Origin of the sequence: Schaedlerella arabinosiphila (assembly GCF_003885045.1) — a bacterium.
GTDB lineage: Bacteria > Bacillota > Clostridia > Lachnospirales > Lachnospiraceae > Schaedlerella > Schaedlerella arabinosiphila.
The window spans coordinates 5,099,448-5,113,592 of record NZ_RHJS01000002.1 but is presented as its reverse complement, the minus strand read 5'-3'; the positions used below and the strand labels follow the sequence as shown (position 1 = coordinate 5,113,592).

The following is a 14,145-nucleotide window of genomic DNA, read 5'->3' as shown; positions in this document are numbered from 1 at the left end:
GGCTGCCGGGAAATAGAATTTATACACAATATATTGTGAAAACTCAGCTATTTCCCGACAGCCCCATCAGCAGCCATGCGGTTGGAAGTATTTTACTCGATTCGGAACTGCCCCAGCAGGCTGTTCAGCGTCTTTGCCTGAGTGGACAATTCTTCGGATACCGCGGCGCTCTTCTCCGCGGCTGCGGAATTGGTCTGCACCACCCCGGAAATCTCCCGGATTCCCTTTTCCACAGAAGCAATCATCTCGGACTGCTGCACGCTGGCAGCGGCGATCTCGTCCATCAGCGCTTTGATCGACTGAATACAGTCGTGAATGACTTTCATTGCGGACACGGCATCATTTGTAGACTCTGTTCCGTTTTTCACATCCTCAATGGAACGGCCGATCAGGCTGCCTGTATTCTTCGCTGCCTCCGAAGACTTCGCCGCAAGATCCCGAACCTCATCCGCTACTACGGCAAAGCCCTTCCCCGCGTCTCCCGCGTGGGCGGCTTCAATGGATGCGTTCAGGGACAGGATATTCGTCTGAAATGCAATGTCCTCGATGGTCTTTATGATCGTGCCGATCTGGGTGGATGACCTGTCAATGTTCCTGGTCGCCTCCGTCAATTGCTGCATCTTCGCGTCCGCCTCGTCCGCGAAGCCCGTCGCCTTATCCACCAGCTCGCTGGCATCACCGCAGCGCACGGCGCTGTTCTGAATCTGGGACGTAATGGTGGTTACATTTGACACAAGCCCTTCGATGGAGACGGACTGCTCCAGCGTCCCCTGGGAAAGTGTCTGCGCACCCGTAGACACCTGATCCGCGCTGGAATCAACCTGGCCCGCGATCTGGGAAATGTTGCGCATTACATTGGTCAGATCTGCGCGGATGGTCTTTAAGCTGTCCGCCAATACTGTGAAATCACCGATATAATAATCTTCATTTTTAACCACGTCTACCGCAAGATTGCCGTCCGCCATCTCCCTAAGTATCCGTCCCACGTCCTCAATGGTCTTGCGCAGGCAGCCGCAGACATGGTGGATCGTCTGCGCGATCATGCCGATCTCATCCGTCCTTCCGTAAAATGATTCCAGCTCCCGGTCCGCCGAGAGATCCAGATTGCCCAGGTGTCCGATGGCATTTTCCATAGCCATAAGCTCCCGCCCCACCTGGCGCAGAATCAATACTGTAACGAAAATAACGGTTATAGCCACGATGGCACACAGCAGACCCACGACTGCGCGCACCTGTCCTACGGAGCCGTAGACATCCGATTCGCTGTCACGAACCATAAATACCCAGCCCCTGTCTTTCAGATATTTGTAAACGGCAAGCTGCTTCACGCCGTTTTCGTCTTTATAGGAATATGTACCGGCCTCGGTGCTGCCGTCCTTCTGAATCCGGCTGATGATCTCCTGATAGCCGGCGTCTTCCGTCTTGGTATTCAGCAGTTCTTCGTCCGCATGATAAAGGTACACTCCGGTCTCCACGTTCAGGAATACATATTCACTGTCTGGCAAACCCATAATATTCAGATTCAGCAGCGCATCCATCAGATGGCTGGCATATACTCCGGCTCCCACATAGCCGATGCACTCCTGCCCGTTAAAGATGGGATAGTACATGGACAGGATCATGCTCCCGGTTCCCGGGGATTCCATAATCCCCAGATTGGTCAGCTCCTCCTTTGCCAGGATGGTATCACGGAAGGTTTTCAGCGAATCGCCTTTCCGTGTCGTAATCCCGATGGCGCCCTCTGAGGTATGAGTCAGGACGTAAGTATCCGGTGTGGCAATATACAGCCCTTCAAAAATGCCCTTGACCGCGGCAAATTCTTCCGTATACTTCTGAGCCTTTTTCAGCAGCTCCGGATCCTCCGGATCTTCCAGAAGATCACGAACCTCACTGCCCAGAGCAAAGGCAGTCATATATTCCTCCGCAGAGGTCACATAGTCATTGATAATGGCCGCCCTGGATTCTACGGCGTCTGTCATCTGGTTCGTGATATCGTTCTTGACCATAGACGCTGCGTTGGTAGATACTATAAGCCATAGCAGCAACATCCCCGCCAGGGTAATTGCTGTAGTAATAATACTGATTCGTGTAGCAAGCTTTTGATTGATAAGCATTTTCATGATGATCCCCCTCACAACACAGTTTATATCATCCTGCCACAGACTCATTTTTTCCCTCTCCGCAGCCGTCGGCAGGATGATAATAATCCTGCACAGCAGGATTTTCCGCCTGCGGCGGGCCGCATAAACGGCATCATTCCTTTCCGCCGCAGTGCGATCCCCCGGAGGGTTTTTATCTTAAAGGAGACGAATCTTTAAAATAAAAATATCTCTATTCTGATTATATACAGAATCTGAAATATTACAAGACCGATCTTAATATTTTTGTCATAAAATTATACCTTGTGAAACAGCCGGATGGCCATAATGGGGTGCCCTTGGGTATACATTGTGAAACGGCCGGATGGCCATAATGGGGTGCCCTTGGGTATACTTTTTTGTTACTTTTATATGCCTGTTTTTACTGCAGTCCGTGAGGGCTGTATCTATATCTCCAGGAACTCATTTTCCTCTTCCGTAAAATGTCCGCCGTCCATATGTTCCCGCACAAACGGCACGCCTTTTCGTTTCATAAATGTATTGTGATGGATATAGGCATCCGGATTTCCGGACGGGCTGATCGTTCCACCCAGGTCGTCATGGCTCACATTATTGCGGAATGTATTGTGGATGGATTCTTCCAGGCAGAACATCACGCAGCCGCCCTCATTTAACCGGCTGTAATTGTATTGGTAAATCGTGCCGTCGCCGGAATCCGCGTCCCAGGCCATACCGTCCTGGTTAAGCCGCGTGTCTGCCGCCTCATTATACTGAAATAACGCGTCTTTGCATTTCCAGGGCCAGATCCCCGCGGCTACCTTTCCGCCCCGGTTCTCCGGATATCGATAAATGCGGTCGTTCATCTCTCCCGCGCAGGAGTCTGCCGTGTTATGCTCCACCAAAGGACGCAGGGCGTACATCACCGTAATGCCGTCCCCGCCAGCCTCTTTCACATAATTGTCCGTGATCCGGATGTCCGGATGGCCGTATTTTTCAAACAGCTCTTCCTCCAGCTCCGCCTTCATAAATTCCCTGCATTTGTAGGTGTAGCCCACGGCGATGCCCCAGCGGCTCACCCGGTGTACAAAGCATCCCCTGATGGTGACTCCTTCGTACCTGGCCACTCCGGTGGCTTCCTCGTTGTCCGGCTTGAGGCAGGTAAAATAGATTCCTCCGTTGTTCATGTGCTTGTCATAGACATTTCCGTTTACGTCCCGGATCTCCAGATTTTCCAGGCAGAGCCCCCGCAGGGTGCCTTTGTTTTTTGCCGCTGCCGCTACACCGGTGCGGTTCATTTTGCGGGGGGCCTCGTAGGTTTCACCGATGATGCTTCCCTGATTGGTGACCGCCAGATCCCGCAGCGTCAGCCAGGCGCAGTCGTAGAGAAGCACTGCGGAGGACACGTATCCTTCTCTGGTGTGGGTTTTGGAATCCAGTTCCGTCCCGTAATCCTGATACCAGATTCCCTGCCCCATGGCTTCGATCCTCGGCGGCAGCCCATCACCGTAAGCCCCGATCAGAATGGGTGCGTCCTCTGTGCCGCATGCCGACAGGTGCAGAAACTGCCCCCGGAATACGGAGCCCCGCTCCAGCAGTACCTGGTCGCCCGGATTTAACTGCAGCCGGCTGACCGCAAAAAGTGTTGCAAAAGGCATATCCCGGCTTCCGTCGTTATCGTCGTTTCCGTTTAAGGAACTGACATAATAAATCCTGTGGATCTGTCCTGTATGTTCATCCGTTTGGCTGCAGGCCCGGGGAGCCTGTTCACTTTTTAAATTCCCGTACTTCTCTGCCCGCGGCTTTGGAAAGGCATCACTCTGTACGGAACGACCGTCCTGCGCAGAGTCACAGGCCTGTACAGAATCACAACCCTGCACAGAGTCACAACCCTGCACAGAGTCACAGGCCTGCACAATCTTTTCATATTCCTGCTCCCGCAGTCTCTTTTCAATAATCATGCTTACCTCGCCGCAGGAAAAGCTGTCCCCTGAATACCTGGTAAACATATCCCTGTTTTCCTCGTAAAAAGCCTGTTTTTCTTCCTCTGTGATCTCCCGGAAGGAATACCGCGCCGACGGGTTTTGGCCTGCACCGCAAAAAGCCGGGATGCGGGATATCTTTTTCGAAAAATGATCCAGACATATTTCCGCAGAAACCGTATAGTCCAGTTTAAAACGGGTCAGTTCATATTGCAGGTACATGGCAGGCGTATAGTGGGTCAGGCCATACACGGTTTCGCCTTTTGCAAGCTGCTTTTCTATTTCTGTGTTTTTCTTCTTTCTCCGTTCCTCCACCGCCTCCAGGCCCTGTGAATCGGCCTGATTCATCCATGCCGCCGCCCGAAGCCGGGCGAGAACCTGTTTTTGCTCTTCCGGGGAGGTAAACCCGTATATATTTTTTCCATTCATTGCCGCATTGCTCCTTATCTGCCGTCTATTTAGTGGAGATTCTTTGCTGCTATTATATTCCACCTGAGGGGACAATTCAATGGTTTCAATAACTTATGCAGATGACCCAGCTTTGCAGGGTTAAATATGAAAGGAGAACAGCAGCTAACCGAAAGTCAGTTGTTGTTCTCCTTTAATGTATCAGACGTTTTTACGGTGTCAGTGCAATATGGTGTCTTTCCAATAATTCTTTCAGCCGGACAAGCTCAGCATCTTTCTCAGCAAGAGCCTCATCCTTTTGGATGCGCAGCTCTTCCATCTCAGCACGCAGCCTTTTCTCACGAACGCTGGGCATCTGGTCATATAAACTCATCATTTGGTCTACCTCCTTTCGGAATTTGGAGTACTTTTTATTAAATATCTTATCGGCAGCAAATCGGAAAAGGTTGAAATAGTCCTCATATTCCTGCTGCGTCAGATATCCCTGTTTCAGTTCCTGCTTTAATATTAATATAGTTTCCTTCACAAGTCCTGTCAATTCCTTTTTTGTCAGCGGATGTTTCCGATTCGGATTTAATTTGGGACGTAATCGAAGCAGTACATAAGGTATAAAGATCAACAGATGTTTGTCACAAATTTCCCGCATGGAATAAGACTGAATCCTGACCGTCGGAATCTGGTAAATGTGCTCACTGCCATCCTGAAAAATGATCCGGCACCTTAGTTTTTCCGGAAGCTTTTGGTTCTTTTCCGGATAGATCACTGCGGAACGCGGAAAATGCATCATAAACCCGCCTCCCTTTTCATCCATGGAAGTCAAATGCTGCACCGCAAAATGTATGTCATACATAATCATGCGTATGACCATATCCTCATCATTATTCATCTGGCATTCCAGATGATAATAATCCGTGCCGTTTACCAGAACCGCTATATCGGAACGCCGGGAACTGGGCGGTGTATTGGTATCCTCAAGGTAGGTTGAGGATACCGTGTTAAGCCGCACCACAGGCGCTCCCTTCGGGTATTCCTTCCCGTACACCTCCTTGAAGAGCGGAAACAACTGCTCCGGCATGACATCCACAATCGTATTGAAGATCTCATCCCATAAGTTTTTGTCATTGAATTCTGGGTTCTTTGTCATAAAATAGAAATCCTTTCTTTCGTAAAATGTGGGTTAATGGGTTATAATTCCTGTGAACTATGGCGAGACGCCAGAATTGCCGGACAGCCAGAAAGGCATTCTCCGAATTGTATTCACTTGTCTAGTATATCAGACAATATGGAAAATGTAAACTTATTTTTGCCGCATTGAGAAGAGATTGAAAAGAGACAGTTACTGTTCACGGTGCCTTGCACTCTGCTGCAAGGCATCCGGCCAGTAAAATAGCGGTTGCGTGCATCCAGCCCCTCGCCGAAGGCGACTTAAAATGGGCTGGATACTGTTACTGGAGTACCCGTAGGGTGTGAACAGTAACAAGAGACAAAATGTTATATTATATCATCTTTACATTTGCTGAAGGACAGCAGTAATGGATATTCCTCGTTTGCTTTTATTAAATAAATTTGAGGTATCGCTATTTACTGCTGTCCATAAATACCGGCAGGTAAATCTATATATCCGCCTTATCAAACCGCTGTCCACCCGCCGTCAATGTAAATGGTCTGACCTGTTGTGTAAGAACAATTCTCTGAAGCAAACAGAAGCAATTGTCCACATAATTCATCTATTTTTCCGGGTCTTCCCAACGGACAGCGTTTTTTGAGTTCCTCCAATGCAGTTTCATCAAATTGCATCATCTCCGATGGAAATTCCCCCGGACCGATCGCATTGACTGTGATATTATACTTTGCCCACTCCTGTGCCAGTGATCTTGTGAAATTAGGAACCGCTCCTTTTGTCGCGTTATATGCAAGAATCGGATGGTGAAAAGCTGCAATGTGTCCATACATGGAAGCGGTATTGATAATACGTCCATATTGATTCTGAATCATATTCTTCGCACATTCCCGCGCCATCAAAAAGTACCCTGTCAGGCTGACATCTACTACTTTCTGCCATTGCTCCAATGATAACTCAACCGTTGGACAATAAGCCATCATGCCTGCGTTATTTACCAGAATATCAACCTTTCCAAAATTGTCAATTACCTGCTGTACTCCTGCGGTAACCTGTTCTTCTTTGCCGACATCACACTGAACCGGCAGACATGTCCCGCCCATTGACTCAATTTCCTCTTTTAGCTTTTCCAATCTTTCTTTACGTCTCGCAAATGCGGCAACCTTAGCCCCATTTTCTGCAAAAGCTTTGCAGTATTCATAACCCAGACCAGATGAAGCGCCAGTAACGATTGCAATTCTTCCTGTTAAGTCCATATAATTTTTCATAATATCTTTCTCCTTATTTCATTGTCATCGTTTTCACCTTATGTTAATATTATGTCAATCAGGCAGCAAAGACAACCCGCAATTATTTTTGTATTGTTGCTTAAACAACATTTTTTTTCGAAATGTCGATTAACTTACGAGGATACCTGAAATGAACAAATCAGACCGCAGAGCAAAAAAAACACAAAGTTCTATTAAGCAGATACTCATTCATTTATTAAAGCAAAAGGAACTTGAGAAAATCATGGTAACAGAATTATGTGAATTGGCGGATATTAACCGCTCCACTTTTTATTCCCATTATTGTGATATTTACGAACTATTGGATGATATAGAAAAAAGCTGCCTTCAGGAAATGGATGAACATATAGAATATATTGCCAACCATACGCTTGAGCCTGAACAAGTTACAGAAATGATTCTTTCATATATTTATAATACAAAAGAGCTGCTGACTCTCTTTATCTTTAAAATGAATGAACATACAATTTGGGAAGAGATTAATCAAAAAATAATCCGGCTTTTTAAAATGAAAACTCTGCAGATTTATCAATTGCCAAAATACATGGACGAAGAAGAATTTAATGATTTGATATTGTTTCTCGTTTCAGGATATTACGCAATTTATAAAAAATGGTTATCTCACAATTGTGAGGAAGATATAAAAATAATTGCCAAACGAACCACCCGGCTCTCTCACATATGTTTTGAAAAATTATTAATTCGCAAAATCACATAAAAGAAAGTAGATGTTCAAGACAATTGGAAAGAAGAGCCTGCCGTTTCGCAGACTCTTTTCTTGCCCCGTCATTTTGATATTTTATACTTCCTTCTGCTTTCTATATAACCTTACAGAGAAAATGGTAAGGCCGGCGAGCGTTGCCACATATGGGATCGTTTTTACCAAATCAGACGGAAGCCCCTGCGCCGCGGCCGCATTTGACACCGCGTCTGCCACTCCGAACAGGAAGGAAGCCGCTGCTGAACCAAGCGCTGTCTGCCGCCCCATTGCTTCTGCCGCCAGGGCAATCCACCCCCGGCTGCTCAGCATGTCCCTGGAAAACCAGGACACATATCCCATGGACATGAATGCTCCGCCAAATCCGCACATTACCCCGCTTAACAGCAGCGCGACCGCCTGTATCTTCGTTGTACTGATTCCCACAGACTCCGCAGCCGCTTTCTTTTCTCCCACAGCCCGGATATGAAATCCCAGATCTGTGGATTTTAACAAGTAATATGTAAAAGCAACAGCCAAAACAGATACATAGGTTAATATATTATGCCCTGATACAATGCCTCCAAGCACCGGTATATTTTCAATAATCGGGATGTGGATATTGGGCAGCGTCTTACTTGCGAGGGAAACGCTGGTTCCTTTATCCTTTGCAGCCAGATACAGCAAAAACACAGTTCCGCCGCTTGCCAGGCTATTTAAAGCGATACCGCCGAGAATGATATTTGTCTTATAATACAATGTAAAAAAAGCAAGTACTCCTGCAAACAGGACTGCGGTCAGCAATGCCATCACCAGTCCGATCAGCGCGCTTTGAGTCAAATAGCTGAAATACATGCCTGAAAATGCAGCCATAAGCATCAGACCTTCCAGAGCAATATTGGGAGTGCCCGCAATGTCAGAGATAACAGCACCCATAGAGGCAAATAAAAGCGGTGTCATTACGCGAAAAATCGAGTATACGAAATCCGTCGAAAATATAAGATTAATGAACTCCTTCATTTTGTACCTCCCCAATGTAAATGTCTTTTTCAATCCATTTCTGCTTATATTTATGCAAAAACTTTTCAGCAGAAATCAGCAGAATGATCAATGTCTGCAAAATGGAAATCATTTCTGTCGGAACATCTGCAAAGCGGTTTACCAAATCAGCGCCTACCCGGAGGTATGCCACAAAAGCCGCCGCTCCGATCACCCCCAGAGGATTATTATTTGCCAGCATTGCAATCATCGCCCCGTCAAAACCATATCCCGGGAGGGCTGTCCACTCAAATCTCTTATGTAATCCCAGGCATTCCACAATACCGCCGCATCCCGCTATTGCGCCGGCGATCACGTGAACCAGAATAATCACCTTCGTAACGCTCATTCCAGAATATTTTGCAAATTTTGAATTTGCGCCGGTTGCCCTTACCTGCAGTCCCCATTTTGTCTTATACAGGAAGATATACACCAGAACCGCACAGAGAATGGCCGCCAAAATGCCCGCATGTACCCTTGTCCCTTTGATGATGGTCGGAAGCAGTGCCGCAGAACGGTATTTATATGAAACCAGTGTAGAAACCGTTGGATCACGCATCATATTATTGAGAATATAGCATCCGACCCCATAACATATATTATTCATCATCAGTGACGTAACCATTTCATTTGCATTGAATTTGGCTCTTAAAACCCCCGGTACCAGCATAACCAGAATCCCGGTTCCTGCTCCGACAGCCAGACACAGCAGCGGAAAAATAAATATGGGAAGCTTCAGCCAGATTGCCGCAATAGAGCCTGCGATCCCTGCCATAAAATACACGCCTTCCCCGCCCAGGTTAAACAGCCCTGCCTGAAAAAGTACTGCCATGGAAAGCCCCGAAAAAATCAGCGGAATTGCCGTCTCCGCAATATTTCCTATATAACGTCCTGATGAAAACGGCTGCAGCAGAAAAATTAAGATGGACTGCACCGGCTGGTCACTGATCAGGATAATTATAATAAACGCAACTAAAATTGCTGCCAGCATCGCTGTCGCCGTCCGAAGGATATTAAATGATCTTTCTCTATTCACACCAGTTCACCGCCTTTCTGATCTGCTCCGGCGTATGCCGCTCAATTCCAAGCATATAGAGCCCCAGTTTTTCTTCGTTGAGCCCTTCCGTGCTTTCAAAAAATGCCACGATCTCACCTTCATACATCACGGCAAGCACATCGGAGAGCTTCAGTATCTCAGCCAAATCTGCCGATACAAGGAGCACAGAGCTTCCCTGCTCACAAAGCTGTACGAGCTTCTTGTGGATGATATAGGCAGCGCCCACATCCACCCCTCTGGTCGGCTGTTCCGCAATTAAAATACCGGGATGATGCTCGCACTCCCTTGCCACGACAACCTTCTGCATATTTCCGCCTGACAGCATACCTGTTGGCTGGGAACCGCCCGCACACCGTATTTCATAGCCCTTGATATTTTTGTCTACAAATTCATCTATTTTCTTGAAATCCAGCATCCCGCATTTCTGAAAATCTTGATTTTCCAGGTTATTGGAAATCATGTTTTCGCTGATGGAGACCGATGCCGCAACCCCTTGCTCCAAGCGGTCCTCCGGAATATATCCGAAAGAAATTCCCCGAATCCCCTTCTGATCTGTTCCGGAAATATCCTGTCCATAAAACCGGACTTCTCCGTTTTGCACGGCCCTGCGCCTTGTTAAAATGTCGATCAGCTCTACCTGCCCGTTTCCCTGTACTCCCGCTATTCCGAAAATCATCCCTTTTCTTACGCAAAAAGAAATATTTTTCAAAACCTGAACACCGCTTTTATCCGTATAGAAAAGATTTGCCACCTGAATATTTGCCTCCCCATACTCCTTTTTTCTGCGTTCAATTGATGTATTCAGTTCACATCCCATAATGGCATTGGATATCTGCTGTTCTGTGACTTCATCGCACAGGTAGGTATCTATTGTCCTGCCGCTTCTCATAACTGTGATCCGGTCGCAGATCTGCTTTATCTCCGGTATTTTATGAGAAATAAATACGATGGTATGTCCCTGAGCTTTTAGCTGTTCTAACTCTTCAAATAACTGGTCGATCTCCTGGGGTGTCAATACAGCCGTAGGTTCATCTAAAATCAAAATCTCCGCCCCCCGTGCCAGGGCTTTCAAAATTTCCACTTTTTGTTTCAGTCCCACAGGCAGGTTTTTCGTAATCTCTTCCGGCTCAACCGGAAGATTGTACTTTTCCCCCATTTCCCTCGTGAAACGGACAGCCTCTTCATGATTTATAAACAGCCCCTTTTTCGGTTCCATCCCGAGCACGATATTCTGTGCCACTGAAAATGATTCAACCAGCATAAAGTGCTGATGCACCATTCCGATCCCGCTTGCAATGGCTTCTTTTGATCCTGAAAAAACGGTTTTCTTTCCCCTCAGTACGATTTCACCTCTGGATGGCTGTTCCATTCCAAAAAGGATTTTCATCAGCGTGGATTTGCCGGCCCCGTTCTCGCCCACCAACGCATGAATCTCTCCCTTTTTCAGATTAAAATTTACATCTGAATTGGCAACCACGCCATTTCCGTAAATTTTAGCAATATGATTCATCTCCAATATATAATCACTCATAAGAATCCGGCCCCTTTATCTCTGTATAAACCTATGGACGAACCTTGTCTCTGATTTCTGACAATTCTTCTGTCGAAAGCCCCATGGTTTCCGTAAGTTCCACCTCTCCGTTCATAACCTTCTCTTTTAAGTCCGAAATGGTCTGACGATCCTCTTCAGACATCAGTTTTTGATAAAATTCATTCTCTGCAAGTCCGACAGCCCCTTCCTTCAGCCCATAATACTCTTTCTTTCCATAGTTCACTTCGCCATCCATTGCTTTCTGAACGATATGCAGCGCATTTTCAGGGATATTCTTGATTGCGGAGGTAATCACTACATTTGCCATTTCCGGCTGGGAATCTTTTAATGCCTCTGCCTGGTCTGAATCCACCCCGATCACATAATTTCCTGTCTGTACTGCTGCATCCAAAACTCCGATTCCTGACTGTCCCGCGGCGGTAAATACAACTGAGATTCCTGAATTGTACAGAAGAAGGCCGTTTTCCTTACCCTTTGCAGTATCCGTAAAACTCCCCACATACGAGCTCTGTACTTGAATGTCCGGCATGATCTGCTGGGCTCCTTCAATATATCCAACCAGAAATTCATTGATACCGGGAATATCCATGCCACCGACAAATCCAATTGTTTTGTCTCCAAGCTCCTGTGCTTTCAAAGCTGCGACAGCGCCTGCCAGATAACTCATTTCATTGTTCTTCGGCGCAATAATATAGACATTGGAAGGGATGTCGTCCAGTTCTCCATCCAGGCTGATAAACTTCTGATCCGGATATTCTTCTGCAATCTGAATCAAAGCATCATCCCCGTTGCTGGAAACCGTCAGGATCAAATCATATCCTCCCTGGCAAAGATCCACATAAGCCGGATAATATTTGGATGCGTCTGTCCCGCATTCTACATAATCTACGTCCATGCCGTATTCCTCTTCCAGAAGTCCGACTGCCTGATATGAAGCGTCGAAAAATGATTTATCTCCAAGACTTCCCGGAATCAAAAGCGCAGCCTTATAATCCTCTGCATTGCCTTCATACCGCTCCGTCTCAGCAGTTTCCTCCGACGCGGCCCCTGTATCCGTACTTTCCTCCGGTTCCGGTGCGGAACAACCGTAAAATACAGTACCCATAGCCAGACACATTACCCATAAAGCGATTCTTTTTTTCATTTTGTACCTCCTCTTCAAAATATACGTTCTTCTATAAGTTTTCTAAATCTCTGTTCATCCATTGATTTCGCATAATAAAAATCTTTTTCCACATCTGCATTGAGATCATATGCGTTTGTTTTCAAAACGATGGCACCTCTGGTATGATATCCGCACAGCTCTACCGTGAAGTCGCTTTGTTCCATTTCCGCAACTGTCGGATCAAGCAGATATGCGATCAGCAGTACATCGTGAAATGTGTATACATATCCCATCTTTTTCCGAAAAATCTGAAGGCCGGTTTTGTAATACTGCATCCTTTCATTATTTTCCGGACACAGTATTTCTGCCAAAGCATCCTGTATCAGGCAGTGCTTCGTTACTTCCAGTCCAAACATTTTCAGATGCTCTGCATAATTCATGACCATTCGTGCTGCCTCCGGGTCACATTTCAGATTCCATTCAGGAAAGCTTCCTGAAAAAACACCTCCCATAGCAACCACCGGAATGTCTTTCATCAAATCCGGTTCCCTGTAAAAAGCAATTCCCAGATTTGTCATGCAGCCCATCTCAACGATTGTCAGATCCGGATATTCTTTTACCTTTTGAATGATAAAATCTGCCCCGTCAGTTTCTGTAATGACCTTGTCCTTCCTGTCTTCTTCCAGAATTTCATACTGCAGCGGAAAAGCCCCGGAATCCGGGCGTTCGATGATCGGCCGCCCAAAGCCTGCACAGACAGGAATATCATTTCTTCCATATTTACTGCACAGTTCCAACACCATTTCTGCCCTTTTTACTGTATCCAGATAGACAGTTGTAATTCCTACAATTTCCAGTTCCGGTGAGTTCAGAGCCATGATAAGAGCCGCGGAATCATCTATATCATCGCCCAGATCTGTATCGATCAAAATTTTTTTTGGTGATACCTTCGTCATTTTGCCTCCTTTTCCTTTGCTCACAAAAATATTTTTGTTTGATTTGTATATTGATTATATTCTTTCCACACGAAACAGAAAAGGTCATTTGGCCTTTCCTCCAAAGAATGCCCAAAAAAAAGAAGCCGTTTCCGGCCTCTGTTATAAAGTCATTGATGACAGCAGCAATTTGTAATTATTCTCATCAATGACTACCTTTTTATCCTTTGATTGTATTTCACCGTTATCCTTTAATTGCCGGATACTTCTTCCCACTGTCCGGACGCTGATCCCCACACTTGCAGCAATATCCCGGTATTCCGCATAAACCGTAATCTTCTTTCTGTTTTCTTTCAAATGCTCATTGTAATAATCGACAAAATAATGCCGGACGCGGTTTATTCCGTCGAGATAATAGAATCTCCCGTCATTTGCCGAACGTTTATAGAGATCCTGTGCAATCAGCGTAATACAGCGGCGCAGCATTTCCTGATTCCCCATTACATAATCATAGATGATCTCCGCGTCTATCCGAATTGTCCTGACCTCCGTTATACACAAAATGGAGGCAATATATTCCGCCTCACGCGCAAACAGTTCCAGTAAACCGATACTTCCATTCTTACTGTCAATCATAAAATAGTTATATTCATTTCCATCCGCATAATTTCTGGTTCCCAATGCAGAACCGCTTTTGATAAAATAGACATACTGAAGCGGATCTCCTCTGAACACAATAAACTGTTTCTGCTGGAAAGTCATTTCTTTTCCCTTCTGTTGTATATACTCCGGAAGGATAAAAAAATTAAACATGGTCTCCTGTGCATACTTTTTCCATTTTTGCTCAATTGCCATGATTTTTCTCC

General features: G+C 46.1%; 11 protein-coding genes. 1 reads left to right on the top strand and 10 read right to left on the bottom strand.

Going from position 1 to position 14,145, the window contains the following annotated elements:
• Positions 1-92: 92 nt before the first annotated feature.
• The 4 genes from EBB54_RS24210 to EBB54_RS24195 all read right to left on the bottom strand — a co-directional run bounded on the left by EBB54_RS24210 (position 93) and on the right by EBB54_RS24195 (position 6,874).
• Positions 93-2,120: a methyl-accepting chemotaxis protein gene (locus EBB54_RS24210; RefSeq protein ID WP_125129315.1), complete on the bottom strand. Its 2,028-nt coding sequence runs from the start codon at positions 2,118-2,120 to the stop codon at positions 93-95.
• 425 nt (positions 2,121-2,545) lie between these two features.
• A complete protein-coding gene (locus tag EBB54_RS31430) occupies positions 2,546-4,507 on the bottom strand; it encodes a right-handed parallel beta-helix repeat-containing protein (protein ID WP_243127796.1) in 1,962 nt (653 codons plus the stop codon).
• Between the two features lie 190 nt (positions 4,508-4,697).
• The gene (locus EBB54_RS24200; protein ID WP_125129314.1) at positions 4,698-5,630 is read right to left on the bottom strand and encodes a hypothetical protein; all 933 of its coding nucleotides are present in this window, start codon (positions 5,628-5,630) and stop codon (positions 4,698-4,700) included.
• A 485-nt stretch (positions 5,631-6,115) separates the two neighbouring features.
• Positions 6,116-6,874, bottom strand: coding sequence for an SDR family NAD(P)-dependent oxidoreductase (locus EBB54_RS24195; protein ID WP_125129313.1), 759 nt, complete (start codon positions 6,872-6,874; stop codon positions 6,116-6,118).
• A gap of 151 nt (positions 6,875-7,025) precedes the next feature.
• On the opposite strand from EBB54_RS24195, the gene EBB54_RS24190 reads away from it, so the two are divergent.
• Positions 7,026-7,613: a TetR/AcrR family transcriptional regulator gene (locus EBB54_RS24190; protein ID WP_125129312.1), complete on the top strand. Its 588-nt coding sequence runs from the start codon at positions 7,026-7,028 to the stop codon at positions 7,611-7,613.
• Positions 7,614-7,694: 81 nt separating this feature from the next.
• Here EBB54_RS24190 and EBB54_RS24185 read toward each other — a convergent pair whose 3' ends face one another.
• The 6 genes from EBB54_RS24185 to EBB54_RS24160 form a co-directional block, all read right to left on the bottom strand.
• Positions 7,695-8,612 carry an ABC transporter permease gene (locus EBB54_RS24185; RefSeq protein WP_125129311.1) on the bottom strand — a complete coding sequence of 306 codons (918 nt, stop codon included), beginning with the start codon at positions 8,610-8,612 and terminating at the stop codon, positions 7,695-7,697.
• Complete coding sequence (locus tag EBB54_RS24180) at positions 8,596-9,666, bottom strand: ABC transporter permease (RefSeq protein WP_125129310.1); 1,071 nt, start codon at positions 9,664-9,666, stop codon at positions 8,596-8,598. Before EBB54_RS24180 ends, EBB54_RS24185 begins: the two co-directional genes overlap by 17 nt.
• Positions 9,659-11,218 carry an ABC transporter ATP-binding protein gene (locus EBB54_RS24175; RefSeq protein ID WP_125129309.1) on the bottom strand — a complete coding sequence of 520 codons (1,560 nt, stop codon included), beginning with the start codon at positions 11,216-11,218 and terminating at the stop codon, positions 9,659-9,661. Before EBB54_RS24175 ends, EBB54_RS24180 begins: the two co-directional genes overlap by 8 nt.
• Positions 11,219-11,249: 31 nt before the next feature.
• Positions 11,250-12,383 (bottom strand): BMP family ABC transporter substrate-binding protein, encoded by a 1,134-nt coding sequence (locus tag EBB54_RS24170; RefSeq protein ID WP_125129308.1) that lies wholly within the window; start codon positions 12,381-12,383, stop codon positions 11,250-11,252.
• A gap of 14 nt (positions 12,384-12,397) precedes the next feature.
• Positions 12,398-13,300 (bottom strand): nucleoside hydrolase, encoded by a 903-nt coding sequence (locus tag EBB54_RS24165; RefSeq protein ID WP_125129307.1) that lies wholly within the window; start codon positions 13,298-13,300, stop codon positions 12,398-12,400.
• A gap of 141 nt (positions 13,301-13,441) precedes the next feature.
• The gene (locus tag EBB54_RS24160) at positions 13,442-14,134 is read right to left on the bottom strand and encodes a Crp/Fnr family transcriptional regulator (RefSeq protein ID WP_125129306.1); all 693 of its coding nucleotides are present in this window, start codon (positions 14,132-14,134) and stop codon (positions 13,442-13,444) included.
• Between the last annotated feature and the right edge of the window lie 11 nt (positions 14,135-14,145).